Below are 25564 nucleotides of genomic sequence, written 5' to 3' on the forward strand. Positions count from 1 at the left end.
GCCCGTCGCGCGGCGCTGGGCCGGCGGGCGGTGGGTGGTGGATGGTGGATGGTCTTCGGTGAGACGAGGTGGAGCAGGGCGAGCCGGCGCGGGGAGCGAGGTGCGGCAAGGCGGGGGCGCCTTGCCGACGGCCCGCGCTACGGGCGGCGGCCCGGCCGGCAGGCGTTACTGGCGGCCGGTGCTCTTCGCGAACCGGCGGACCGCCATGAAGGCGAACCCGGCGAACCAGGCGACGGTGTTGAGGACGGCTCCCGCCAGACCGGAGTGCTCGCCGCTGAAGCTGTAGCCGTCGGTGAGGGCGTACCGGGCGAGGGTCGACACGCCGTACATCGGCGTGTACCGGGAGATCTCGAGCATGGTGCCGCTGAGCGGGATGAACAGGTTGCCGAGGAAGGCCAGCGCGGTCATCGTCAGCCCCGGCATGTGCATCACGACGTCGGGCTTGAGGGCCAGGCCGAGCGAGATGCCGAGCGCGGCGAAGACCGCGGCCCCGAGCCAGGCGACGACCAGGGACGTCACCCATACCCGGGCATCGGCGTGCGCGCCGGTGACGACGCCCAGCACTCCGACGATGGCCACCGGCACGGCGGCCACGACCACCGAGCACAGCACCTTCACGAGCAGGTATCCGGGCGGGGCGAGCGGGCTCAGCGCGATCGTGCGCATCCAGCCCGCCGACTTCTCGACCGAGATGGTGGCCGCGGAACTCACAGCGGCCATCGCGGCCCCGTACACGGCGAGGCCGATCATCATCCAGACCGCGAAGTTGCCGTGCGGCAGCGTGCCGTGGGCCGGGGCGGTACGGAACAGGGCGAGGTAGAGGACGGCCGGCAGGAGGAGGGTGAAGATCGTGGTCTGACGGTTGAAGCGGCGGGCCAGCTCGTAGCGGACGAAGGTGGGGTTGACTCCGCTGAACGACGAGGCGCGGACGCGGGCGGGCGGCATGGTCGAGGTGGTCATCGCGGGCCCTCCTGGCCGGTGCGGCCGGCTTGCGTGATCGCCATGAACGCCTCTTCCAGGCTGCGGGGGGCGACCTCGATCTCGGTGGCGGAGGTCCGGGTGACGAGCAGCCGCAGCAGGGCGTCGGAGTCGGTGGAGTCGAAGTGGTGGCGCGCGCCGCGGACCGTGACGGAGCGGACCGACGGGGAACCGGCCACCTCGGCGGCGTCCTGCGGGCTGATCAGGGCGGAGACGGTCCGGCCGCTGACGCGGGCGCGGATCGACGACGCGGACCCGTCGGCGACGACCCGCCCCCGGTCGACCAGTACCACCCGGTCGGCGAACTGGTCCGCCTCCTCCATGTAGTGCGTGGCGAACAGGACCGTCATGCCGCGCCGGGCGTCCTCGCGGACGGTGGCCCAGAACTCACGGCGGGCCGCCACGTCCATGCCGGCGGTCGGCTCGTCCAGCACCAGGAACTCCGGGTCGGACAGCAGCGCCACCGCGAACCGCAGCCGCTGCTGCTCACCGCCGGAGCACTCGGAGACCCGGCGGTCCCGCAGCCGGGTGACACCGGCCCTGCTCATCACGGTCTCCGGGTCGGCGCCGGGGTGCAGCGAGCCGAGCATCCGCACGGTGGCCTCGACGGTCAGGTCGGGCAGCAGTCCGCCGCTCTGGAGGACCGCCGCGACCCGTCCGGCGCGCACCGCCTGCCGTGCCTCCTGGCCGAACAGCTCCACCCGGCCCGAGTCGGGCCGGGTGAGCCCGAGGAGCATGTCGATCGTCGTCGTCTTGCCCGCGCCGTTCGGTCCCAGGAACGCCACGACCTCGCCACGCCGGATCCGCAGGTCCAGCCCGTCGACGGCGGCGAACTCCTCGCCCTTGGCGTCGGCGAAGCGCTTGACGACCGTGCTGAGCACGGCGGCATCCGGGGACGTCACCTCCCCCGACGCCGGGCGGAGTTGGGTTTCGGTCATCTTCAGGTCCTCACGATCCGGTGGGGGGCGGCTTGACGAGAAACACTCTTGCGCCCCCCGCTATCCGCCCGAACCGACGCGGCTATCGCTGCCCTATCGAGCCTGCGCACGGCTGGAAAGAGCGGTCGCGCCGGCACGGTCTCACCGCCCGGACCTGGTCGGATCCCCACGGTTGCCCCATGACCGCACCGTGAGCCTCCGTACGTACGACGAACCGACCGGCGCCTGCGCACCCGCCGGCATTCCGGGGCACCCCGAAGCGCCACGTGTCCTTCGGGACCGGCCCGGACCTCGACGCACTCGCCCCGCCTAGCGGCGGCCGGCGAGCACCGCCTCGGGACGGGAGGCTCACTCGGCCGCCGTGAGCGTCCCGTCCGTCATGCCCAGGCGTTCCTGTTCCTCCTGCCGCAACCGGTAGGGGCCCGCCTCGAGAACCCCGCCCACGGTGCGCAGCCCGCTCTTCTCGACGCTCCCCAGCCGCAGCCGCCCCTCGGTGACGTCCTGGAGCCGGGCGACCGGGATGGCGTCGAGCTCCCGCTTCACCGCCTCATCGTGGATCTTCAGCGCGGCCCGTACCGCATCCACCGCCTTCTCGTGGTCACCGACCAGCGCCCGCGCCGCCTCGAACAGCCGCGTTCCCCTCGCGACCGTCTCCCGCTCGTCACGCCCCACGCTCCCGCCCCCCTCGCGCCTCCCGGCATCCTTCCACCGCCCGCCCCGGGCCCGTCGGGCGTCGGCCGCGCCCGGCGGATCCCCCGGAACCCGCGTCCCGGCGGGCGCGCCCGTCACGCCCCGCGCAGCACCGTCTCCAGGTGGCGTCCCCAGCGCAGTGCGGTGGCCACGATCTCCCTGGTTCGGGGTTCGAGGCGGCCTCGCGGTCCCACGACCTGCACGGCGGCGACGACCTCGTCCGTGAAGTCGCGGACCGGCACGGCGACCGAGTACAGGCCGGGCTCGGCCTCCTCGTCGACGATCGAGTATCCGCGCCGGCGGGTCAGTGCCAGCCGGCGCAGGAAGTCGTCCAGCCCGGTCGGTGTGCCGGGGCCGTGGCGGACGAAGTCGGTGCGGGAGAACACGGCCGCCACCTCGTCGTCGTCGGCGTCCATCAGCAGGACCTGGCCGCAGTCGCTGCAGTACGCGGGGTAGGGGCGGCCGATCCAGGAGCCGAGCTGCCGGCTGCCGGGCGGCACCCGTTCGGCGACGGTCACGGTCGTGTCGCCGACCAGCACACCGAGGTAGCAGCTCTCGCCGGTCTCCGCCGCCATGCCCTCCAGGGCCGTGAGTCCGTCGGTGCGCAGGCGGTGAGCCGTGAGCTCCCGGGCCGTCGTGTAGAGCCGCCAGTGGGGTGCCACGGCGCCCGAGACCTCGTCGCGTGCGACGAAGTCCTCCGCTCCCATGGCGGTGAGCGCGCGGGAGAGCTGGCTGCGGTCGCGGCCCATCTGGCGGGCCAGTTCGGAGACGGACGCGGCGGAACCATGTCGCCGGCCGCCGGCGGTGCCCCGGGCGAGCGCGGACATGACGTCCAGGCCTTTCGCCACGCTCGAGTCCACGTGCCCCTCGTACTCCTCCGTCGCCCCGGCACGCCCGTACGCCAGGGTGCCGTCGCCCTGCTCGCCGTTCCGCACTGTACCGCCGCCTCTCCACAAGATCATGAACTGTGCAGCATTTACATCTTGCCGTGCATTTAATGCACGCCTAGCATCCTGTGCAGCAGCTGCCGCCGAATACCGAGGGATGTATGCGCATGGCCACGACGACTCCGCCGCAAGCCGCCGAACGAGGCGGGGAGCCCGCGGTCACGTCCGTACGGCGCCGCACGGTGCGAAGGGTCAAGGCGTACTGGCCGGTCTCGGAGGCGACCCTCACCGCCTGCGCGCGCGGCGATCTCGACGCGCTGCGCTCGGACGAGTCCTTCGCCTCGCTGCTGCGCGTACTGGAGGACTCGCCCGAACTCGGGGACTTCGGCGTGTACGGCGACGTCTTCGAGGTGACCTTCGGCGCCGAGGGCTTCACCGTCCGGTCCGGCGCCCGCCCCGCCCTCGGCTCGGTCGGCGGGCGGGTCCTCTCCGCCACCGTCGCCGTGACCACGTACGTCGACGCGGTGACGGACCGGGACCTGTCCCGGGTGCTGGCCCGCCTCACCGACGCCCACCCCTGGGAGATCCCGGTGATCGAACTCTCCGCCCCGCTGGAACTCGTCTCCCGGGCCTGACCCGCCCCGCCGGGCCCGCCCCCGGCCGACCCTCCGCGCGTCGCCCCTACCCCGTCCACCCAGAGGACCTGGCACCCATGACACCGAACACCGCCACCGGCCCGGCCGCGACCGCCACCACCGGCGCCGAACCGCCGCTGTGGGCCCTGCACCGGGAACTCACGGCGACGACGGTCCGCACGGACCTCACGCACGCCTTCCATCCGGGGCAGCCGCACTTCCCCGCCTTCCCGGACGAGAAGCGGGAGACGCCCTTCGACATGTCCCGCGGCGACGGCTTCACCGTGCACCTCCACACGATCGTCGGCCAGTGGGGCACCCACGTCGACCCGCCCGTGCACTTCGTCGCCGGTGCCCGGACCCTGGACGAGATACCCGTGGAGGAGATGATCCTGCCGCTGGTCGTCCTCGACATCGGTGAGCGGGTCGCCGCCGACCCCGACGCCGTACCGACCCTCGCCGACATCGCCACCTGGGAGTCGCGCCACGGCCGGATTCCGGCCGGCTCCTTCGTGGCCCTGCGCACCGGTTGGAGCCACCGCTGGCCCGACCCGGACGCCATGGCCAACAAGGACGAGGCGGGCGTGAGCCACTGCCCGGGGTGGTCCGCCGAGGTCCTGCGGTACCTCTTCGAGGACGCCGGTGTCACCGCCATCGGCCACGAGCAGACCGACACCGATCCCGGACTCGCCACCTCCGCGGGTGACTTCAGCCTGGAGCGCTACGTGCTGGCACGCGACCGCTGGCAGATCGAACTGATGGCCGACCTGGACCGGGTGCCCGAGGCCGGGGCCCTGATCGTCGCCACCTGGCCCAAGCCCCAGGGCGGTTCGGGCTTCCCCGCCCGTGTCTTCGCCCTGCATCGGGCGGTCTGAACCCAGCGGTCCGAACCGGGTTCGGATCCCGTGACGCGAGGAGCTCCGGTCGGCCGCGCGGCCGACCGGCCTGGGGCCCGCGCACCGCTGGTTATAGTGCGCGGGTGACGACGAACGAGCCCGCGCCCGGGCCGACGGCGAAGGGAACTGCCTCCTCGCTGCGCATGGCCCTGCGGATCGTCAACACCGTGCTGGAACGGGAGACGTCGGGCCGGACCGGATTCAACGTGAGCAGGCTCGCCGACGAGGTCGGCGTCGAGCGCAGCAAGGCGTCCCGGACCACTCAGGATCTGTGCGACAAGGGCTTCCTCGAACGCCGGGAGGACTCGACGCTACGGGCCGGCGGCGCCTTCTTCGCCACGGCGGCGTCCCTGCACCCCGGCCTGGTCCGCGGCAGCCGCCCGCTCCTTCGCCGCCTCGCCGTCACCCACGGCGCGGGCGCCCGGCTCTCCGTCCTCGACGGCGTCCAGGTCAGGCTGGTGCGCGCCGAGTCGGCCTCGGGCATCGCCCACGAGCGGCTCGCCCCGGCGAGTCTGGTCACCCCGTGCTGGTGCACCGGCGCGGGGCGCGCACTTCTGCTCGACCACACCCCGGGGGAGATCGCCGCGCTCCTGGACGACTACGAGCTGATCGGGGTGGGCGGCCCCGAGGCGGCCCGTTCCGTCGAGGAACTCGTCGCCGCCAACGACCGCGACCGCCTGCGCGGCATCGTCACGGCGCGGGGCGAGTTCGAGCATGGTGTCATCGAGTACGCCGTACCCGTGCGGGACGCCGACGGACGCATCCGGGCCGCGCTGTCGGTCGTGGGCAGACAGCACGACCTGCTGCCGCACGAGCGCACGATCGAAGCGGATCTCGCCACGGCCGCCGCCACGCTGGCGGGCGCCCTCGACGGCGGGGCGCGGTAGGGACAGGACGGCGAACGGGGCCTACGCGAAGACGGACACCACCCGGCCGCACCGGGTGCTCTCCCGCCTTCAGGTCCAGGACGTCACCCAGGCAGACAGCCTCACCGCGGTGCAGCTGCTGAGCGACGCCGGTGGTCTGCACGGACACAAGTACGCCATCGATGCTCTCGTCGCCGCGATGGCGCTCCGCGTCCCGGCGCCCGTCCTGGTGTTGGCCTCGGACCGCGATGACTGGTCGAACCTGTGCGGCGACCGCGTACAGATCTTCGACATCTAAAGATCAGGACTGGGTGACATGCTCAGCCATCAGGCCGGCGCCGAGCTGCCCGCCCACGCCGGCATCGCGGCGGGACAGCAGCACAGGGCCGGCGACACTGCGGCCATTTCACGCGGGGCAATGCGTCTCGACATTTCTGGGGTGCATCTCCCGGCAGAGCACCCGTGTGAAGGCGTGGCGTTCGCTGCGAGGTGGTTTCCGGGCGCATTCAACGGATGAAGCCGCACCCGCCCGCCTGTCGCATCGGGAGATCACTGCCCGAGAGCCAGCACGGGAAAAAGATCAAGGGCCCGACCCTCATGAGCCGGACCCTTTCCGACCTGGATGTTTACCCAGATCAGCGAAGTGGTGCTAAGTCACCGGCTAGACATTGAACCGGAACTCCACCACGTCCCCGTCCTGCATGACGTAGTCCTTGCCCTCCATGCGGGCCTTGCCCTTGGCGCGGGCCTCGGCGACCGAGCCGGTCTCCACCAGGTCGGCGAAGGAGATGACCTCCGCCTTGATGAAGCCCTTCTGGAAGTCGGTGTGGATGACGCCGGCGGCCTCGGGAGCGGTGGCGCCCTTCTTGATCGTCCAGGCGCGGGACTCCTTGGGGCCTGCCGTGAGGTACGTCTGGAGGCCGAGGGTGTTGAAGCCGACGCGGGCGAGGGTGGCGAGGCCGGGCTCCTCGGCGCCGACCGACTCCAGCAGCTCCATCGCGTCGTCCTCGTCCAGTTCGGCGAGGTCCTGCTCCAGCTTGGCGTTGAGGAAGATCGCCTCGCCCGGGGCGACCAGGGCGCGCTGCTCGGCCTTGAAGTCCTCGTCGACCAGCTCGTCCTCGTCGACGTTGAAGACGTACAGGAAGGGCTTCGTGGTGAGCAGGTGCAGGTCGTGCAGGAGCTCCTCGTTGCCGGAGCCCTGGGCGATGCCCGCGGAGAACAGGGTGTCGCCCTTCTCCAGGATCTCCTTCGCCGACTCGACCGCCGCGACCTTCGCCGCCACTTCCTTCTTGATCCGCGACTCCTTCTGGAGGCGCGGGAGAACCTTCTCGATCGTCTGGAGGTCCGCGAGGATCAGCTCGGTGTTGATCGTCTCGATGTCGTCCTTGGGCGAGACCTTGCCGTCCACATGGACGACGTTCTCGTCCTTGAAAGCGCGGATGACCTGGCAGATCGCGTCGGACTCGCGGATGTTCGCCAGGAACTTGTTGCCCAGGCCCTCACCCTCGCTCGCGCCGCGCACGATGCCCGCGATGTCGACGAAGTCGACGGTCGCCGGGAGGATCCGCTGCGAGGAGAAGATCTCGGCCAGCTTCGTGAGGCGGGCGTCCGGGACGCCGACCACGCCGACGTTCGGCTCGATCGTGGCGAACGGGTAGTTGGCCGCCAGCACGTCGTTCTTGGTCAGGGCGTTGAACAGGGTCGACTTGCCGACATTCGGCAGACCGACGATTCCGATCGTGAGCGACACGTTGCGACTTCCCGTGGTGAGAGGGCCGGAGGGCCAGTTCCCGAAGTGAGAGGGCCAGGGGCCAGAGAGCTGACCGGTCCACCAGTTTACGGCGTGCCCGGCGCCGACCCGGCGGACCTGTCGAACGCATGGCCAAGCTCCCGCTCACGGCGTGTCCGACACCCGATTCGGCACATAAAACGACCTAAGTTGGTCCTGTGGAGCAACACAGGACGCGCCCCCCGGCCCGAGGCCCCCGCCGCGACGCCCCGCCCCTGCCACCGCTGCCCCCGCAGGCGGACCGGGAGGCGAGCCGCGGGCGGTCGCACCCGGCGGGCGGGGACGCCGGGGCGGCCCGCGGGGATGCCCGGTCCGCGGCCCCCCGCTCCGGCGGGGACCGGCCCTCCCCCGCCGGGCGACGGCCCGCGCCGGCCCTGGCGCGGACGGCGGGAACGGCACGCACCGCGGAGGCGGCGCGCCGCATGCCGAACCCCCGGCTCACCGGGCTGGGCGGCGGACTGTTCAGCGGAGCGCTCATGTTCGCGGTCGGGTGCCTGGACCAGCTGCTGTTCGGCGCCTCGCTGACGGTGTACAGCGTGCTGTTCCTGCCGGTGTGCCTGCTGACCGCCCTGTGGGTGCGCGGAAGCGACCTGCTGTCCGCGCCGGTGGTCGCGCCGATCGCCTTCGCCGTCGGGCTCCTGCCCGTGGCCGAGGGCGGGAACGGCATCGGGGCGCGGCTGATGGGGCTGGTGACCGCGCTGGCCACACAGGTCGGCTGGCTGTACGGCGGGACCCTCGTCGCGGGGGCGGCCATCCTGGCCCGCGGACTGCGCCGGGCGGCGGCCCGCCGTCGGACGGCGCACCGCCACTTGCCGCCGGCCGCCTCCCGCCCCCGGGCGGCCGCCGCCCGCCGTCCGCAGGGCTGATCTCCCCAGCCCCCGGGGGCCCGGGCGGGCCTTACTCTTCCTTGGCCGCCCGCATGGCCGCTCCCACGATGCCCGCGTTGTTCTGGAGCTGGGCCGGCACGATCTCCGCCCTGATGCCCTCGATGAGGTGCAGGAACTTGTCGGCCTTGCGGCTGACGCCGCCGCCGATGATGAACAGCTCGGGCGAGAAGAGCATCTCGACGTGGGCGAGGTACTTCGTGACCCGGCGGGCCCAGTGTTCCCAGGTCAGCTCGCCGTCCTCCTTGGCCTTGCTGGAGGCGCGCTTCTCGGCGTCGTGCCCGTGCAGTTCCAGGTGACCGAGCTCGGTGTTGGGGACGAGCACACCGTCGACGAAGAGGGCGCTGCCGATGCCCGTGCCGAACGTCAGCAGGACGACCGTGCCGCTGCGGTCACGGCCGGCGCCGAAGGAGACCTCCGCGACGCCCGCCGCGTCCGCGTCGTTGACCACGGTCACCGGCAGGCCGCCCAGCCGCTCGCTGAACAGGGCGCGCGCGTCCGTGTCGATCCAGCTCTTGTCGACGTTGGCCGCCGTGCGGATCGTGGAACCCCCGGTCACCACGCCCGGGAAGGTCAGGCCCACCGGTCCCGTCCACCCGAAGTGCTCGACGACCTCCCGCACGCCGTCGGCCACGCCCGAGGGCGTGGCCGGCTGCGGGGTGAGCACTTTGTGACGTTCCTGGGCCAGATCGCCCTTGTCCAGGTCCACAGGGGCGCCCTTGATCCCGGATCCACCGATGTCCACGCCGAAGATCTGCATGGCCCTACGTTACGACGGCGGACGGACGGTCACGCGGCCGAGGGGCGCGTCAGCTGTCCTCGGCCGGCCCGGCGGGCGCCGAGCCGGACACCGCGCCGCTGCCGCCGCGCCCGGCCGCCAGTGCCGCCGCCTCCTCGCGGAGGTCACGGCGGAGTTCCTTGGGCAGCGAGAAGGTGATGTGCTCCTCGGCCGCCTTGACGAGTTCGACGTCGCCGTAGCCGCGCTCGGTGAGCCAGGCCAGGACCTCCTCGACGAGGACCTCCGGGACGGAGGCGCCGGAGGTGACGCCCACCGTGGTCACCCCGTCGAGCCAGGCCTCGTCGATCTCGTCGGCGAAGTCCACCAGGTAGGCCTCGCGGGAGCCGGCCAGCTTGGCGACCTCGACGAGCCGCTTGGAGTTGGAGGAGTTGCGTGAGCCGACCACGATCACCAGCTCCGCCTCCGCGCCCATCTGCTTCACGGCGAGCTGACGGTTCTGCGTGGCGTAGCAGATGTCGTCGCTGGGCGGGGAGATGAGCTGCGGGAACTTCTCCTTCAGGGCGTCGACCGTCTCCATGGTCTCGTCGACCGAGAGGGTGGTCTGGGAGAGCCATACGATCTTCGACGGGTCGCGGACCTCCACCTTGGCGACGTCCTCGGGGCCGTCGACGAGCTGGATGTGCTCGGGTGCCTCGCCGGAGGTCCCGATGACCTCCTCGTGGCCCTCGTGCCCGATGAGAAGGATGTCGTAGTCCTCGGCTGCGAAGCGGACGGCTTCCTTGTGGACCTTGGTGACCAGGGGGCAGGTGGCGTCGATGGTGGCGAGCCGTCCGCGCGCGGCCTCCTCGTGGACGACGGGGGCGACGCCGTGCGCGGAGAACATGACGATGTTGCCCGGCGGGACCTCCTCCGTCCGCTCGACGAAGACGGCGCCCTTGCGCTCCAGGGTCTGCACGACGTACTTGTTGTGGACGATCTCGTGCCGGACGTAGACCGGCGCCCCGTACTGCTCCAGGGCCTTCTCGACGGCGATCACGGCACGGTCGACGCCCGCGCAGTAGCCCCGGGGGGCGGCGAGCAGGACACGGCGGCGGCCAGGCGAAGCAGTCATGTGTCCCATCGTAAGGCCGTGTGCGGCCGCCCTCGGCGTACCCGGGGACTCCGCCCCGGGCCCCCGGTTCGGCCCCGGACGGGCTTCGTCCTCGATCCCGCCCGGTCCCTCGCCCGCTCTCGCGCCCTCTCTGTGCCTCGCTCGCGCGGAAGGCCCCGTGGCGGGCCGGTGTGCGCCCCCTCCGTGTTCGAAGTGGCGGAGCCGCCGGGCTCCGAAGGACGCTCACCGGGCTTGTCGGTCGTGGCCGATACTCTCGTCCGCATGGCTGTGAACACGTCCGCGGACGCCCCGTTGCCCGTCGGCGAGGTCTCGCGGCTCATCGGAAGCTGGATCGACCGGCTGGGCGCGGTGTGGGTCGAGGGGCAGATCACCCAGTTGTCGCGCCGTCCCGGCGCCGGCGTGGTGTTCCTGACGCTGCGGGACCCCTCGCACGACATCTCGGTGAGCGTGACCTGCTTCCGGCAGGTCTTCGACGCGGTCGCGGACGTCGTGGGCGAGGGCGCGCGGGTCGTCGTCCACGCGAAGCCGGAGTGGTACGCGCCGCGTGGCCAGTTGTCGCTGCGGGCCGTCGAGATAAGGCCGGTGGGGGTCGGCGAGCTGCTGGCACGGCTGGAGCAGCTGAAGAAGGCCCTCACCGCGGAGGGCCTCTTCGCCCCCGCGCGGAAGAAACCGCTGCCCTTCCTGCCGCAGCTCGTCGGTCTGGTGTGCGGGCGGGCGTCCGCCGCCGAACGGGACGTCCTGGAGAACGCCCGGCACCGCTGGCCCGCCGTCCGCTTCGAGGTGCGCAACGTCGCCGTCCAGGGTGTGCACGCGGTGACGCAGGTCGTCCAGGCGGTGAAGGAGCTGGACGCCTTGGACGAGGTCGACGTGATCATCGTCGCGCGGGGCGGTGGCAGCGTGGAGGATCTGCTGCCGTTCTCCGACGAGCAGCTGGTCCGGGCGGTCGCGGCCTGCCGTACGCCGGTCGTGTCGGCGATCGGGCACGAGCCGGACAATCCGCTGCTCGACCATGTGGCCGACCTGCGCGCCTCCACGCCGACCGACGCCGCGAAGAAGGTCGTACCGGACGTCGGCGAGGAACTGGAACGGGTGCGGATGCTGCGCGGGCGGGCGCGGCGTTGCGCCCAGGCGTTCCTGGAGCGGGAGGAGCGCGGGCTCGCCCACGCCCTCGCTCGGCCCGCGATACAGGATCCGCATCGGATGATCGACGAGCGGGCGGAGCACGTCTCCTCGCTCGTCGACCGCTCACGGCGCACACTCGGGCACCTCCTGGACCGTGCCGACTCGGAACTGACGCACACGCACGCGCGCGTGGTGGCGCTCTCGCCGGCCGCGACGCTGAAGCGGGGGTACGCGGTGCTCCAGAAGGCCGACGGGCATGTGATCCGGGACCCGGCCGAGGTGACGGCGGACGAGATGTTGCGCGCACGGGTCGCCGAGGGTGAGTTCACCGTTCGGGCGGGCGGCGCCGGCGGACAGGACGGCGCCGACGCGTAGCACGCGTCGGCAACCAGACAACGACGGGACGAGACCACCGGGAATGGACGCATGACGAGCAAGACGGACGAGACCCTCGGGTACGAGCAGGCCCGCGACGAGCTGATCGAGGTCGTACGGCGCCTGGAGGCGGGGGGCACGACGCTGGAGGAGTCCCTCGCCCTCTGGGAGCGCGGCGAGGAGCTGGCCAAGGTGTGCCGGCGCTGGCTGGAGGGAGCACGGGCGCGGCTGGACGCGGCGCTGGCCGAGGAGGAGGAAGCGGACGGCGAGGAGTGACCCCGGCCGGGGTCGCGGTGGAGGGCGTCGCCCGGCCGGGGTCGCGGTGGAGGGCGTCGCCCGGCCGGGGCGGCGGTGAAGGTGGCCGGTCGGCTCCGCCGGTGTGAAGCGGATCACCCACCCCGGATTATTGTTGAACTTTGAACCTTCCATCGCGTACCGTCGGCGTCGTCAGCCGATCCGGACCGCGGTCCGGTACCGGAACCGGACGCCACCCCGAGGAAGATCACGCATGTCTCTCGCTCTTGACCCCACCGCCCAGGACCTGCTGTTCCGCGAGGCCCACACCGCGAACACCTTCACCGACGAGCCGGTGACCGACGAGCAGGTCCAGGCGATCTACGACCTGGTCAAGTACGGGCCGACGGCGTTCAACCAGACCCCGCTGCGCATCACCCTGGTCCGTTCCGCCGAGGCCCGCGAGCGCCTGGTGCAGCACATGGCCGAGGGCAACCAGGCCAAGACCGCCACTGCCCCGCTCGTCGCGATCCTCTCCGCGGACAACGAGTTCCACGAGGAGCTGCCGACCCTGTTCCCGGCCTTCCCGCAGGCCAAGGACCTCTTCTTCGGCGAGCGCCCGGCCCGCGAGGGCGCCGCCGCGCTGAACGCCGCCCTCCAGGCCGCCTACTTCATCATCGGCGTCCGCGCCGCCGGTCTGGCCGCCGGACCGATGACGGGTGTGGACCTCGAGGGTGTCCGCAAGGAGTTCCTGGACGACGACCACACCCCCCTCATGATCGTCAACATCGGCAGGCCGGGCGAGGGCGCCTCCTACCCGCGCTCCCCGCGCCTGGCGTACGACGAGGTCGTCACCACCGTCTGAGGATGCTGAACGCGAAGGGGCCCCGGCACATGTGCCGGGGCCCCTTCGCACGATCAGAGGGGGTCGCCCTCCGCAGGGCTCTGGGCGCCCCCTCCAGAGGGCTCAGGTCGCCCTCAGCGGGCGCTCACGCCAGCTCAAGCGCCCCGGCCATCATCGACAACTGGGCGAAGCCGCCCGTGCCCGCCACCACGGTGGTGGAACCCGCCGCGCCCTTGAGGACGAGCGCGTCGTAGCGGCCGCCCGTGTAGCGGACCCAGGTACGGCCGGCGATCTGCTCGGTGACCTTGGTCGCCGTCGAGCCCTGACTGGCCTCCTCGACGAACTTCGAGGGCTGCTGAGTGGACTGCTCGATGGTCACGTACTCCCCGTCGGGAGCGTGGAACCCGAGGTGCCAGGCGTCGAAGTCGTCGCCCTTGAAGCGCACCGAGGTCGCCTTCCAGGTGTCGGGCAGGCCCTCGGGCGCGGCCACCGGGTACGTGGCGGCGCGCCGCGCCGTGAGGAGCTCCACGCGGTAGTCGACCTGCCGGACGTCCGGCGGGCGGTCGTCGTGCGGGACGAAGAGGTATATGACCCACGCCGCGATCATGATCACCCCGAGCGAGAGGATCATGTCCCGGGCCGTCTTCTGCTTGCCGTTCGAACCTGCCACGCCCCCTATCGTCGCAGGTGCCCGAGGCGCTCATCCGTGGGGTCCCCTGCTCATTTTGTCGGACTGACGATAGAGTCGGGTTCGAACCCTCATCCGGCCGTCGTCGTATCAGTCAGAAAGGTGCGCTCCGATGACCGAGCATCATCACTTGCCGTCCGAACTCGATGTGCCCTCCGAGGCCCCCGACCGCAACCTCGCCCTGGAACTCGTCCGGGTGACCGAAGCCGCCGCCATGGCCGCGGGCCGCTGGGTGGGTCGCGGCGACAAGAACGGCGCCGACGGCGCCGCGGTGCGCGCCATGCGGACCCTCGTCTCCACCGTGTCGATGAACGGTGTGGTCGTCATCGGCGAGGGCGAGAAGGACGAGGCCCCGATGCTCTTCAACGGCGAGCGCGTCGGTGACGGGACCGGGCCCGAGGTCGACATCGCCGTCGACCCCATCGACGGCACCACGCTGACGGCCAAGGGCATGCCGAACGCGATCGCCGTCCTCGCGGCCACCGAGCGGGGCGCGATGTTCGACCCGTCCGCCGTGTTCTACATGGACAAACTGGTCACCGGCCCCGAGGCCGCCGACTTCGTCGACATCGACGCGCCCGTGGCCGTGAACATCCGGCGGGTCGCCAAGGCCAAGCGGGCCACGCCCGAGGACGTCACGGTCGTCATCCTGGACCGCCCGCGGCACGAGGGCATCATCGAGGAGATCCGGGAGACCGGGGCGCGCATCAAGCTGATCTCCGACGGCGATGTGGCCGGCTCGATCCTGGCCCTGCGCGAGGGCACCGGCGTCGACCTGCTGCTCGGCATCGGCGGCACCCCGGAGGGCATCATCTCGGCCTGCGCCGTGAAGTGCCTGGGCGGGGTCATCCAGGGCAAGCTGTGGCCGAAGGACGCCGAGGAGCGGCAGCGCGCCCTGGACGCGGGGCACGACCTCGACCGCGTGCTGACCACCGAGGACCTGGTGACCGGCGAGAACGTCTTCTTCGTCGCGACCGGCATCACCGACGGCGAGCTGCTGCGGGGCGTCCGGTACCGGTCGGAGACCGCGACCACCGACTCGATCGTCATGCGGTCCAAGTCCGGGACGGTCCGGCGGATCGACTCCGAGCACCGCCTGAGCAAGCTGCGGGCCTACAGCGCGGTCGACTTCGACCGGGCCAAGTAGGGCGCGGGACGCACGGCGTGAGAGGGGCACCCCCGGTGCGGTGGGGGTGCCCCTTTCACGTGCCCGGGGGCTTTCGGGTGCCCCGAGGGTCTTCCGTACGTGCTCAGCCGGCCGCCGCTATGCGTCCTGTCGTCTGCGCCTTCTTCAGTTCCACGTCACGGCGACGGCGCCGGGCCAGGGCCACTCGGCGCTCGGCGGCCGTGAGACCGCCCCAGACGCCGTAGGGCTCGGGTTGCAGGAGCGCGTGCTCGCGGCACTCCACCATGACGGGACAGCGCGCACAGACCCGTTTCGCGGCTTCCTCGCGGGAGAGCCGGGCGGCCGTGGGCTCCTTGGAAGGGGCGAAGAACAGGCCCGCCTCGTCGCGCCGGCACACCGCCTCGGTATGCCAGGGGGCGTCTTGGTCCCTGTCGCGCGCTGGTACCCGCTGGGCCGGAACAGCGGCGACCTGCAGGGACGAATGCGGCGGTTGCAGCACGGGTCTACTCCTGACGACGGCTTCGCGAGCGAGAGACGATGCAGCAGGCCTACCCGCTGTGCGCGCGCCTATGCACTGAGTCCCCGACCCGCCGCGCCCCCGCGCGGCCTCCCGGCCGGTTCGGCACCCCCGGCGGCGAACCCGCGGCCGTCAGCGGTCCAGGTGTTTGCGCAGACTCCTGTCGACCTTGTGCTGCACCCGGTCGAGAATGTCCGCGACGAGCTTGCCCCGCTTCGGCCGGCCCTCGATGTTGCCCAGCACCGCCCAGCCGTCGACGTAGACCACCGGGGCGTCGGGCTGCGGGGAGTCCAGCGAGTCCACCTCGAAGTTGCCGAGGACCGCGCCGCCGGTGCCGCGCAGCGAGACGTTCTCCGGGACGCGGACCTCGACGTTGCCGAAGACCGAGATCGCCTTGATCACCACCTGCTGGTACTCGAAGAGGGCCTCGGTGAGGTCGATCTCGACGGTGCCGAAGACCGCGTAGGCGTGGATACGGCGGCCCGCGCGCCAGCGCCCCCGGCGGACCGCGCTGCTGAAGACCGCCACCACGTTGTCGTCGGGGTCGGCGGGAATCGCACCGGCGGTGGGCCGGCTGGGGGCGGAGGCCGGGGCCGCGCGGCGCTCGTGCGCGGCGGGCAGGTCCCGGACGAACGTCTCCAGCTCGCCGACCGTCTTGGCGGCCAGGACGCCCTCGACGCGCTCGGCGTGCTCGTCGGCGGTCAGCCGGCCCTCCGCGAGGGCCTCGCGGAGCATGTCGGCGATACGGTCACGATCGGCGTCCGAGGCGCGCAACTCGGCGGCCGGCGCGGGTGCGGCGCTCTGCTTGTGAAGGTCCACAGGAGCAGCGTACCCACACACGATAGATCGCGATACCCCCGGCCGGGCGAGGACGGCCGCGGTCGGGCCGGGCGAGGCCGCCGCGCTCCGGGCGGCGAACTGAGCCTTACCTCACAAGCTCGCCGTCGGCGGCAGGTTCTACGCTGGTGGGCGCCCGCCAACGGAGGCGGTCGCCGTCTGTCGAGTGAGGAATGGGCACCGATGCCTGAGTTCGCGTACACCGATCTGCTCCCCATGGGAGAGGACACCACCCCCTACCGGCTGGTGACCGCCGAGGGTGTCTCCACCTTCGAGGCCGACGGGCGGACGTTCCTCAAGGTGGAGCCGGAGGCGCTGCGCACGCTCGCCGCCGAGGCGATCCACGACATCCAGCACTACCTGCGTCCCGCCCATCTCGCGCAGCTGCGACGCATCATCGACGACCCCGAGGCGTCGGCCAACGACAAGTTCGTCGCGCTGGACCTGCTGAAGAACGCCAACATCGCGGCAGCCGGCGTCCTCCCCATGTGCCAGGACACCGGCACGGCGATCGTCATGGGCAAGCGCGGACAGAACGTGCTCACCGAGGGCGGCGACGAGGCGGCCCTGAGCCGCGGCATCTACGACGCGTACCTCAACCTCAACCTGCGCTACTCGCAGATGGCCCCGCTGACCATGTGGGACGAGAAGAACACCGGCTCCAACCTCCCGGCCCAGATCGAGCTGTACGCGGCCGACGGCGGCGCCTACAAGTTCCTGTTCATGGCCAAGGGCGGCGGCTCGGCCAACAAGAGCTTCCTCTACCAGGAGACGAAGGCCGTCCTGAACGAGGCCTCCATGATGAAGTTCCTGGAGGAGAAGATCCGCTCGCTCGGCACGGCCGCCTGCCCGCCGTACCACCTGGCGATCGTCGTCGGCGGCACGTCTGCCGAGTACGCGCTGAAGACCGCGAAGTACGCCTCCGCGCACTACCTCGACGAGATCCCGGCCGAGGGATCCGAACTGGGCCACGGCTTCCGGGACAAGGAGCTGGAGGAGAAGGTCTTCGAGCTGACGCAGAAGATCGGCATCGGCGCGCAGTTCGGCGGCAAGTACTTCTGCCACGACGTGCGCGTGGTGCGTCTCCCGCGGCACGGCGCGTCCTGCCCCGTCGCCATCGCCGTCTCCTGCTCCGCCGACCGGCAGGCCGTCGCGAAGATCACCGCCGAGGGCGTGTTCCTGGAGCAGCTCGAGACCGACCCGGCGCGCTTCCTGCCGGAGACCACGGACGAGCACCTCGACGAGTCGTCCGACGTCGTCCGGATCGACCTGAACCAGCCGATGGACGAGATCCTCGCCGAGCTGACGAAGTACCCGGTCAAGACCCGGCTGTCGCTCACCGGCCCGCTGGTCGTGGCCCGTGACATCGCCCACGCCAAGATCAAGGAACGCCTCGACGCGGGCGAGGAGATGCCGCAGTACCTGAAGGACCACCCGGTGTACTACGCGGGCCCGGCCAAGACGCCCGAGGGCTACGCGTCCGGCTCCTTCGGCCCGACGACGGCCGGTCGCATGGACTCCTACGTCGAGCAGTTCCAGGCCGCCGGCGGCTCCAGGGTCATGCTCGCCAAGGGCAACCGCAGCAAGCAGGTCACGGACGCGTGCGGCACGCACGGCGGTTTCTACCTCGGCTCGATCGGCGGTCCGGCCGCGCGGCTCGCGCAGGACTGCATCAAGAAGGTCGAGGTCGTCGAGTACGAGGAGCTCGGCATGGAGGCCGTCTGGAAGATCGAGGTCGAGGACTTCCCGGCGTTCGTCGTCGTCGACGACAAGGGCAACGACTTCTTCCAGGATCCGGCGCCCGCACCGACGTTCACGTCGATCCCGGTACGGGGACCCGGGCTGGTCTAGGGCCTGCGGGCGGCGGGGGTGCGGTTCTCGCCCCCGCCGCCCCGCCCGTCCCCTCCCGCCGGGGCTCCGCCCCTGCGAGCCCGCCACCGCCCCTCCGCCGGACGGGTCGGCGCGCGGAACATCCGGGCCGTCCCGATCGCTGTACGGGACATGAGCGAATACCGGATCGAGCACGACTCCATGGGCGAGGTACGCGTCCCGGCGGATGCCAAGTGGCGGGCGCAGACGCAGCGGGCCGTCGAGAACTTCCCCGTCTCGGGGCAGCGCATCGAGCGTGCGCACATCGAGGCGCTGGCGCGGATCAAGGGCGCCGCCGCGAAGGTGAACGCGCGGCTCGGGGTGGTCGACAAGGACATCGCCGACGCCATCCAGGAAGCGGCCGCAGAGGTCGCCGAGGGCCGGTGGGACGAGCACTTCCCCGTCGACGTGTTCCAGACCGGGTCCGGGACCTCGTCGAACATGAACACCAACGAAGTGGTCGCCACCCTCGCCTCCGAGCGCCTGGGCCGGGCCGTGCACCCCAACGACCACGTCAACGCCTCCCAGTCCTCCAACGACGTCTTCCCCTCGTCCCTGCACATCGCGGCCACCGCCGCCGTCACCCGCGATCTGATCCCGGCCCTGGAGCATCTGGCGGCGGCGCTGGAGCGCAAGTCCGAGGAGTTCGCCGACGTGGTGAAGGCGGGGCGGACGCATCTGATGGACGCCACGCCCGTGACGCTCGGCCAGGAGTTCGGCGGGTACGCCGCCCAGGTGCGGTACGGCGTGGAGCGGCTCAACTCCTCGCTCCCCCGGCTCGCCGAGCTGCCGCTGGGCGGCACCGCGGTCGGTACCGGCATCAACACTCCCCCCGGCTTCTCCGCCGCCGTCATCGAGGAGGTCGCCCGGGCCACCGGGCTGCCGCTGACCGAGGCGCGCGACCACTTCGAGGCGCAGGGCGCGCGGGACGGGGTCGTCGAGACCAGCGGTCAGCTGCGGACCATCGCCGTGGGGCTCACGAAGATCGCCAACGATCTGCGGTGGATGGCCTCGGGGCCGCGTACGGGCCTCGCCGAGATCAGCCTCCCCGACCTCCAGCCCGGGTCGTCGATCATGCCGGGCAAGGTCAACCCGGTGATCCCGGAGGCCGTGCTGATGGTCGCGGCGCAGGTCGTGGGGAACGACGCGACCGTCGCCACGGCGGGCGCCGCGGGCAACTTCGAGCTCAACGTCATGCTGCCGGTGATCGCCAAGAACGTGCTGGAGTCGGTGCGGCTGCTCGCCAACGTGTCCCGGCTGCTCGCCGACCGGACCGTCGACGGGATCGTCGCGCACCGGGAGCGCGCCCGTGAGTACGCCGAGTCCTCCCCGTCCGTGGTCACGCCGCTGAACAAGTACATCGGGTACGAGGAGGCCGCGAAGGTCGCCAAGAAGGCGCTGGCGCAGCGGAGCACGATCCGTCAGGTGGTGCTGGACGGCGGGTACGTGGAGCGGGGCGATCTGACGGTCGAACAGCTCGACGAGGCCCTGGATGTCCTGAGGATGACGCACCCGTAAACCCTTGCCCCGATTCACGCCCCCGGCGCGAGAACCGTGACGCGCGCCGCAGCGTCGTATGGCCATGGCACCTAATATCTGTGCATGGCAGACGGTGAAGTGGTGAGACGCGTGGGAACCGGTGGTGCGGCGGCCTTCTGGGAGCCGGGGAGCCGGATCCTGTGGCGCTACCGGGAGAACGGCGGGGCGCGTTTCCACATCGCCCGGCCGGTCACCGTCGTGCGGGACGACGAGGAACTGCTCGCCGTGTGGCTGGCCCCGGGCACGGAGTGCGTCAAGCCGGTGCTCGCGGACGGCACCCCGTTGCACCAGGAGCCGCTGCGCACCCGGTACACCAAGCCGCGTACCGTTCAGCTCGGCCGCTGGCTCGGCGCCGGTGTGCTGAAGGTGGTCCGGCCCGGCGAGCCGTGGTCGGTGTGGCTGTTCTGGGACCAGGGCTGGCAGTTCAAGAACTGGTACGTCAACCTGGAGCAGCCGCTGGCCCGTTGGGACGGCGGGGTGGACTCCGAGGACCACTTTCTTGACCTCTGCGTCTACCCGGACCGCAGTTGGGACGTGCGCGACGAGGACGAGTTCGCGCAGGCCCAGCAGGACGGGCTGATGGACGCGGCGGTCGCCGAGCAGGTGCGGGAGGCGGGTCGCAGGGCGGTGGAGGTGATCCGGGCGTGGGGGCCTCCGTTCAACGAGGGCTGGCAGCACTGGCGCCCGGATCCGTCCTGGGCCGTACCGTTGCTGCCGGAGGACTGGGACCGTACGCCCGCGCACATGTCCACATGAGACCCTTGATGCGCCCCCGGGCAACAAACGTAGGATCGTCCTCCGCAAGGCACGCTGGCAGTAACTCCCGGAGCGGATGCCGGGTCTGACCGAACGTCACCGAGGGGCGGCAGGACGTGAGCGAGGGGTACGACGGCACGACCAGCGGGGCGCTCGACGTCGGCCCCCAGGGCCGCTTGCGGTCCACCGGTGACACAGGAACAACCTCTGACCACGCGGGAATTCCGTTCCGGGGGCATGTATTCCGGGTATCGGGTTTCCTGCGGGACCAACTGCGCGCGCGGCGTGCAGCCCCGGACGGACGGATTCGACACGCGTGACGGAGCAGCCCACCTCCTACGAACGCCCCCAGGGCGTCGACCCCACGGACCCCCGTGGGGCACTGCTGCATACCCAGGCGCCGGCGCCGGGCCCGTCCGCCCCACCGCCCGATGCCTCGGGTACGACGACGTGCGGCAAGGGCGGAAAGGGTGGCATGGGCGGCCAGGGAGCCACGGGAATGGACGCGGCCGGTTCGGAGGCGGGTTCGGACACCGAGCACTCCCAGCCGTCGGCGTCCGACGAGGCGCTGGGGACACCTCCGGCGCGGGCGAAGCCGGACGACGCGGATCACCGGCCGCGCCCCGCACCCGAGTCCATCCCGGCCCAGCCGGGCACCGACACGCGTGCGGAGCGGGGGCCCGACGGGCAGGACCGGCGCGGTGCGGGGGTGGTGACGCCCGGCAGGCCCACGCCTATGCGGCGCGACGGCGACCGGTTGCGCTTCGTCGGGGCCGCGACCCGGCGGATCGCCCGCGGGCTGGACCTCGACGAGATCGTGATGGGGCTGTGCCGGGCCACCGTGCCGACCTTCTCCGACGCGATCCTCGTCTATCTGCGCGATCCGCTGCCCGTGGGCGACGAGAGGCCGGCGGCGGACCGCATCATGCTGCGGCTGCGGCGCACCGACCGCATCCCGGAGGAACGGGACACCGAGACCGGCTTCGCGGCGCTGGCGCTGCCGCCCCCGGAGCCGGCGGAGCTGACCGCCGAGTTGTCGGCGTCGGTCGGGGACATGTGCGAGGTGCGGCCGGGCGGGGCGCTCGCCGAGGTGCTGCGCGGGGTGCGTCCGGTGTTCGCCGACCATCCGGCCGCTCGGGCCGCGCTGCCCGAACTGCTGGGCGAGGACAGCACGTTGGCCATTCCGGGCGGCCAGCGGGCCGTCCTGGCCCCGTTGCGCGGCCGACGCCGGGTGATCGGCGCGGCGGTGTTCCTGCGCCGTCCGGAACGCATCCCGTTCGAGAACGACGATCTGCTGGTGGCCGCCCAGCTCGCCACGCACAGCGCCCTGGGCATCGACAAGGCGGTGCTGTACGACCGCGAGGCGTACATCGCCGACGAGTTGCAGCGGACCATGCTGCCGGAGACCCTGCCCCGTCCCACGGGCGTGCGGCTGGCGTCGCGGTATCTGCCCGCGGCCGAGACGGCGCGGGTGGGCGGCGACTGGTACGACGCCATCCCGCTGCCGGGCAGCCGGGTGGCGCTGGTGGTGGGCGATGTCATGGGGCACTCCATGACTTCCGCGGCCATCATGGGGCAGCTGCGGACTACGGCGCAGACCCTGGCCGGGCTCGACCTGCCCCCGCAGGAGGTCCTGCACCATCTCGACGAGCAGGCGCAGCGGCTGGGCACCGACCGGATGGCCACCTGCCTGTACGCGGTCTACGACCCGGTTGCGCACCGCATCACCATCGCCAACGCGGGTCATCCGCCGCCGGTGCTGCTGCATCTGGGCGGCCGGGCCGAGGTGCTGCGGGTGCCGCCGGGTGCGCCGATCGGCGTCGGCGGGGTCGACTTCGAGGCGGTGGAGCTCGACGCTCCGGCGGGCGCGACGCTGCTGCTGTACACCGACGGTCTGGTCGAGTCCCGGCTGCGTGACGTGGCGACGGGGATAGAGCAGCTGCGGGAGAAGCTGGCGGCGACCGCCCAGCTGACCGGGCCCGATCATCCGCCGCCGCTGGAAGCCCTGTGCGACGAGGTGCTCGACATGCTCGGTCCGGGCGACCGGGACGACGACATCGCGCTGCTGGCGGCCCGGTTCGACGGGATCGCGCCGAGCGACGTGGCCTACTGGCTGCTGGAGCCCGAGGACGCGGCTCCCGGCCGGGCCCGTAGGCTGGCCCGCCAGGCGTTGTCGCGCTGGGGGATGGAGGATCTGACCGACTCCGTGGAGTTGCTGGTCAGTGAGGTCGTCACCAACGCGGTGCGGTATGCCACGCGTCCGGTGAGTCTGCGGTTGCTGCGGACCGACGTGCTGCGCTGCGAGGTCGGGGACGACGTGCCGCAGCTGCCCCGGCTGCGGCAGGCCCGGGCGACCGACGAGGGTGGCCGTGGGCTGTATCTGGTCAACCGGCTGGCCCGGCGGTGGGGGGCGACCCGGCTGAGCACCGGCAAGGTGGTGTGGTTCGAGCTGAACCGGGGCTGAGCGGAGCGGACGAGCACGAGGAGAGGGCGCCCGGAGATCTCCGGGCGCCCTCTCCTGTGTGCGGTTGTCCGTCCCGGCCGGCGGCCGGTTACGGCCGCCGGCCCGGCCGTTTCCGGCTACTGGCCGAAGATCGGATTCCCCGGATCCTCCGTTCCGGTCGACGTGCCCCCCGTCGGTGTGGCGGACGGGGAGGAACTGGGCTTCGGCGACGAGGACGGGGAGGAACTCGGCTTCGGCGACGAGGACGGGGAGGAACTCGTCGAGGGCGAGGAGGACGGGGAGGAACTCGTCGACGGGGACGAGGAGGGGGACGAACTGGCCGACGGCGAGGAGGACGGGGACGGCGACGCGGTCTGTACCGCCGCGCCCTGGTCGGTCTCCAGGTCGAACTTGGTGACCTTGGTGGAGACGCCGAAGGTGTACGTCGCCCAGATCTGCGCCGGGAAGCCACCACCGTTGACCCGGCCCGCGTCCGAGGTCAGGCCGTTCGTCGCACCGGTGAGTGGAACCTGGGGGTGCGGGGCCTTCGCGGACTCGCCGAACAGGCCGACCGAGGTGACCAGGTCGGGGGTGTAGCCGGTGAACCAGGCCGACTTGTTGTTGTCGGAGGTACCCGTCTTGCCCGCGACCTTCTGGCCCTTGCGCAGCGGGTTGTCCCGCACGGACTTCTTCGCCGTACCGTCGTCGACCACGCCGGTGAGCACCGAGGTGACCGAGTCGGCGGCCTCCCGGTCGATGACCTGCTCCCCGATGGGGTCGGTGTGCTTGAACGACGGGTGGGCGCTGTTCTCCGCCGACTTGATGAGCGCCGGGGTGACCTGCTTGCCGTGGTTGTCGAGGGTGGCGTAGACGCCGGCCATCTGCAAGGGGCTCGCGCCCATGGTGCCGAGGGTCTGCGCGGGCACCGCCTTCAGGTCCTTGGTGTCCATGCCGAGGTTGGCCGCGACCTTCAGCACTTCGGGCATGCCGACGTCGACGCCCATCTGCGCGAAGACGGAGTTGATGGACTTGTTCAGCGCCGTCTGCACGGTGACGTCGCCGTAGTCCTGGTCGTCCTCGTTCTCCGGGGCGAAGCCGATGTCGCTGCCGACGACCGGGCGCTTGCTGGTGCCGTCGTAGATCGTGTTGGCGGTGATCGGGTCGCCGTCCTGCGTCTTCGCGTCCTCGTCGAAGGCCGCGGCGAGGATGACCGGCTTGAAGGTGGAGGCGGGCTGGTAGTCGGTGCGGGTGGCGTTGTTGAGGTAGTGGTCCGTGTAGCTCGTACCGCCGTACATCGCCTCGACGGCGCCCGTCTTGGGGTTCACCGACACCGCGCCGGCCTGGACGTCGCCGTCGACCGGGCGCTTCTTCTTGTCGAGCTTGCTGGTCAGCTGTTCCTTGACGGCTGTCTCCAGCGCCTTCTGCTTCTTCTTGTCGATGTTGAGCTCGATGTTCCAGCCGCCCTTGCTGACCAGGGCGGCAGCCGCCTCGTAGTCGTCGGCGACCTTGGTGGCGACGAGCTGCCTGGCGAGTTCGGCGTTGGCCGCGTCGACCAGATAGCCGATCTGGCCCTCCTTGCCGGGCGCGGCCTTGGGCTCCAGCGGCTCCCGGAACGTCATGCCCTGCCGCTTGGTCTTGTCCAGCCAGTCCTGCTCGACCATGTTGTCGAGGACGTAGTTCCAGCGGGCCTTGACCAGACGCTTGCCGGTGTCCGAGGCGACGGCCCAGTCGTACTGGCTGGGCGCCTGGAGCAGTGCGGCGAGGTAGGCGCCCTGCTCGACGCTGAGCTTGTCGGCGTCGACGCGGTAGTAGGCCTGGGCGGCGGCCTGGATGCCGTAGGCGCCGCGGCCGTAGTAACTGGTGTTGATGTAACCGGCCAGGATGTAGTCCTTGGACTCCTCCCGGTCCAGCTTCAGGGAGATGACCAGTTCCTTCAGCTTGCGCGTGACGGTCTGTTCCTGGGTCAGGTAGTAGTTCTTCACGTACTGCTGGGTGATCGTGGAGCCACCCTGCGCGCCCTTGCCCATGAGCGTGTTGAGGACACCGCGGGCGGTGCCCTTGAGGTCGACGCCGGCGTCGTTGTAGAAGGTCTTGTTCTCGGCGGCGACGAAGGTGTGCTGGACCGCCTTGGGGATCTTCGCGAGGTCGACGTTCTCCCGGTTGACCTCGCCGTCGCGGGCGAGGATCGCGCCGTCGCCGTACTTGTAGACGTTGCTCTGGAGGGCGGCGTCCGGATTGCCCTTGGGGATCGGGGTGCTGACGTACAGCCAGACGAAGGCGCCGATGACGACCACGACCACGCCGAGGAAGGTGCCGAGGATCTTCTTCCAGGTGAAGAGGCGGCGTATGAAGCTCTTGTCCTTCTTGCCGGCCTTGCCCTTGGTGTTCTTGCCGCCCTTCTTCGCGCCCCTGCGCGCGGCCGCGCGACCGCCGGTCGCGGGAGCGGTCTCGGCGGGTGCCACGGACTCGGACCTCGAGGTTTCCGGCCTCGGCGGGGCCGTCCTCGTGGGGGCCGACTCCGTCTCCGTCGGACGGCCTCTGGGCGCGGCGCGGCGCCCACCGCGCTGTCGAGCTCGTCTGTCGTCCGCTCGTCCCATGAGTCCGCTCGCTCCGCTTCCTACTCGGCAGTCACACCAGTGCCCGGGGGCAGGGGCAGGTCAGCTCAGAAAGCTAACACCGCTGTCCATGACGAAAGGGTCTCGGTCCGGCCTTCGCGGGGGGTGAGAATCAGCACCCCGCACGGCGGAACCGTCCGAACGTCCCACCGGATCCGACGTACGAGAGTGGCACAGGGTTGCCAT

At 71.5% G+C, this 25564-nt stretch carries 22 protein-coding genes and 2 pseudogenes; 13 read left to right on the forward strand and 11 right to left on the reverse strand.

Going from position 1 to position 25564, the window contains the following annotated elements:
* Positions 1-165: 165 nt before the first annotated feature.
* The 4 genes and pseudogenes from OHS71_RS15270 to OHS71_RS15285 form a co-directional block, all read right to left on the reverse strand.
* On the reverse strand, positions 166-960 hold the full coding sequence (locus tag OHS71_RS15270) for an ABC transporter permease (protein ID WP_328479928.1): 795 nt from the start codon (positions 958-960) through the stop codon (positions 166-168).
* Positions 957-1916, reverse strand: coding sequence for an ABC transporter ATP-binding protein (locus tag OHS71_RS15275; RefSeq protein WP_328479929.1), 960 nt, complete (start codon positions 1914-1916; stop codon positions 957-959). The genes OHS71_RS15270 and OHS71_RS15275 overlap by 4 nt, the downstream gene beginning before the upstream one ends.
* 402 nt (positions 1917-2318) lie before the next feature.
* A pseudogene (locus OHS71_RS15280) lies at positions 2319-2588 on the reverse strand (ATP-dependent helicase); the annotation flags it as partial.
* 113 nt (positions 2589-2701) lie between these two features.
* The gene (locus OHS71_RS15285; RefSeq protein ID WP_328479930.1) at positions 2702-3568 is read right to left on the reverse strand and encodes an IclR family transcriptional regulator; all 867 of its coding nucleotides are present in this window, start codon (positions 3566-3568) and stop codon (positions 2702-2704) included.
* Positions 3569-3660: 92 nt separating this feature from the next.
* On the opposite strand from OHS71_RS15285, the gene OHS71_RS15290 reads away from it, so the two are divergent.
* The 4 genes and pseudogenes from OHS71_RS15290 to OHS71_RS15305 form a co-directional block, all read left to right on the forward strand.
* A complete protein-coding gene (locus OHS71_RS15290; protein ID WP_328479931.1) occupies positions 3661-4128 on the forward strand; it encodes a hypothetical protein in 468 nt (155 codons plus the stop codon).
* 77 nt (positions 4129-4205) lie between these two features.
* Positions 4206-5003 carry a cyclase family protein gene (locus OHS71_RS15295; RefSeq protein ID WP_328479932.1) on the forward strand — a complete coding sequence of 266 codons (798 nt, stop codon included), beginning with the start codon at positions 4206-4208 and terminating at the stop codon, positions 5001-5003.
* 104 nt (positions 5004-5107) lie between these two features.
* Positions 5108-5911, forward strand: a complete 804-nt coding sequence (locus OHS71_RS15300; RefSeq protein ID WP_328479933.1) for an IclR family transcriptional regulator domain-containing protein — start codon at positions 5108-5110, stop codon at positions 5909-5911.
* Positions 5912-5933: 22 nt separating this feature from the next.
* Positions 5934-6188: pseudogene (locus OHS71_RS15305) on the forward strand (DNA-binding protein); the annotation flags it as partial.
* Positions 6189-6551: 363 nt separating this feature from the next.
* Here OHS71_RS15305 and ychF read toward each other — a convergent pair.
* Positions 6552-7640 carry a redox-regulated ATPase YchF gene (gene ychF / locus OHS71_RS15310; protein ID WP_328479934.1) on the reverse strand — a complete coding sequence of 363 codons (1089 nt, stop codon included), beginning with the start codon at positions 7638-7640 and terminating at the stop codon, positions 6552-6554.
* Between the two features lie 461 nt (positions 7641-8101).
* On the opposite strand from ychF, the gene OHS71_RS41340 reads away from it, so the two are divergent.
* Positions 8102-8545 carry a DUF6542 domain-containing protein gene (locus tag OHS71_RS41340; protein WP_443046957.1) on the forward strand — a complete coding sequence of 148 codons (444 nt, stop codon included), beginning with the start codon at positions 8102-8104 and terminating at the stop codon, positions 8543-8545.
* Between the two features lie 31 nt (positions 8546-8576).
* On the opposite strand, the gene ppgK is transcribed toward OHS71_RS41340, so the two are convergent.
* Complete coding sequence (gene ppgK / locus OHS71_RS15320) at positions 8577-9323, reverse strand: polyphosphate--glucose phosphotransferase (RefSeq protein ID WP_328479936.1); 747 nt, start codon at positions 9321-9323, stop codon at positions 8577-8579.
* 49 nt (positions 9324-9372) lie between these two features.
* On the reverse strand, positions 9373-10422 hold the full coding sequence (locus OHS71_RS15325) for a 4-hydroxy-3-methylbut-2-enyl diphosphate reductase (RefSeq protein WP_328479937.1): 1050 nt from the start codon (positions 10420-10422) through the stop codon (positions 9373-9375).
* Between the two features lie 252 nt (positions 10423-10674).
* Between OHS71_RS15325 and xseA the strand changes: the two genes are divergently transcribed.
* From xseA to OHS71_RS15340, 3 genes are all read left to right on the forward strand, one after another.
* Positions 10675-11910, forward strand: coding sequence for an exodeoxyribonuclease VII large subunit (gene xseA, locus OHS71_RS15330; protein ID WP_328479938.1), 1236 nt, complete (start codon positions 10675-10677; stop codon positions 11908-11910).
* Between the two features lie 51 nt (positions 11911-11961).
* On the forward strand, positions 11962-12186 hold the full coding sequence (locus OHS71_RS15335) for an exodeoxyribonuclease VII small subunit (RefSeq protein ID WP_328479939.1): 225 nt from the start codon (positions 11962-11964) through the stop codon (positions 12184-12186).
* Positions 12187-12418: 232 nt separating this feature from the next.
* Complete coding sequence (locus OHS71_RS15340; RefSeq protein ID WP_328479940.1) at positions 12419-13009, forward strand: malonic semialdehyde reductase; 591 nt, start codon at positions 12419-12421, stop codon at positions 13007-13009.
* Positions 13010-13133: 124 nt separating this feature from the next.
* Here OHS71_RS15340 and OHS71_RS15345 read toward each other — a convergent pair whose 3' ends face one another.
* Positions 13134-13658 carry a DUF4245 domain-containing protein gene (locus tag OHS71_RS15345; RefSeq protein WP_328479941.1) on the reverse strand — a complete coding sequence of 175 codons (525 nt, stop codon included), beginning with the start codon at positions 13656-13658 and terminating at the stop codon, positions 13134-13136.
* A gap of 130 nt (positions 13659-13788) precedes the next feature.
* Here OHS71_RS15345 and glpX point away from each other — a divergent pair, with 130 nt between their 5' ends.
* Entirely contained in the window at positions 13789-14823 is a 1035-nt protein-coding gene (gene glpX, locus OHS71_RS15350) for a class II fructose-bisphosphatase (RefSeq protein ID WP_314221292.1), read from the forward strand.
* A 103-nt stretch (positions 14824-14926) separates the two neighbouring features.
* On the opposite strand, the gene OHS71_RS15355 is transcribed toward glpX, so the two are convergent.
* Both OHS71_RS15355 and OHS71_RS15360 read right to left on the reverse strand, forming a co-directional pair.
* The gene (locus OHS71_RS15355; protein WP_328479942.1) at positions 14927-15301 is read right to left on the reverse strand and encodes a WhiB family transcriptional regulator; all 375 of its coding nucleotides are present in this window, start codon (positions 15299-15301) and stop codon (positions 14927-14929) included.
* Positions 15302-15451: 150 nt separating this feature from the next.
* The gene (locus tag OHS71_RS15360) at positions 15452-16138 is read right to left on the reverse strand and encodes a DUF1707 SHOCT-like domain-containing protein (protein ID WP_328479943.1); all 687 of its coding nucleotides are present in this window, start codon (positions 16136-16138) and stop codon (positions 15452-15454) included.
* A gap of 201 nt (positions 16139-16339) precedes the next feature.
* Between OHS71_RS15360 and OHS71_RS15365 the strand changes: the two genes are divergently transcribed.
* The 4 genes from OHS71_RS15365 (at position 16340) to OHS71_RS15380 (ending at position 22784) form a co-directional block, all read left to right on the forward strand.
* Positions 16340-18007 carry a fumarate hydratase gene (locus tag OHS71_RS15365; RefSeq protein WP_328479944.1) on the forward strand — a complete coding sequence of 556 codons (1668 nt, stop codon included), beginning with the start codon at positions 16340-16342 and terminating at the stop codon, positions 18005-18007.
* 150 nt (positions 18008-18157) lie between these two features.
* Entirely contained in the window at positions 18158-19543 is a 1386-nt protein-coding gene (locus OHS71_RS15370; protein WP_328479945.1) for a class II fumarate hydratase, read from the forward strand.
* An 84-nt stretch (positions 19544-19627) separates the two neighbouring features.
* Positions 19628-20320, forward strand: coding sequence for a cytidylyl-2-hydroxypropylphosphonate hydrolase (fomD, locus tag OHS71_RS15375; RefSeq protein WP_328479946.1), 693 nt, complete (start codon positions 19628-19630; stop codon positions 20318-20320).
* A gap of 316 nt (positions 20321-20636) precedes the next feature.
* Positions 20637-22784: an ATP-binding SpoIIE family protein phosphatase gene (locus OHS71_RS15380; protein WP_328479947.1), complete on the forward strand. Its 2148-nt coding sequence runs from the start codon at positions 20637-20639 to the stop codon at positions 22782-22784.
* Between the two features lie 116 nt (positions 22785-22900).
* On the opposite strand, the gene OHS71_RS15385 is transcribed toward OHS71_RS15380, so the two are convergent.
* On the reverse strand, positions 22901-25360 hold the full coding sequence (locus OHS71_RS15385) for a transglycosylase domain-containing protein (protein WP_328479948.1): 2460 nt from the start codon (positions 25358-25360) through the stop codon (positions 22901-22903).
* Positions 25361-25564 lie beyond the last annotated feature (204 nt).

The sequence above is a fragment of the Streptomyces sp. NBC_00377 genome, assembly GCF_036075115.1.
Classification (GTDB): domain Bacteria; phylum Actinomycetota; class Actinomycetes; order Streptomycetales; family Streptomycetaceae; genus Streptomyces.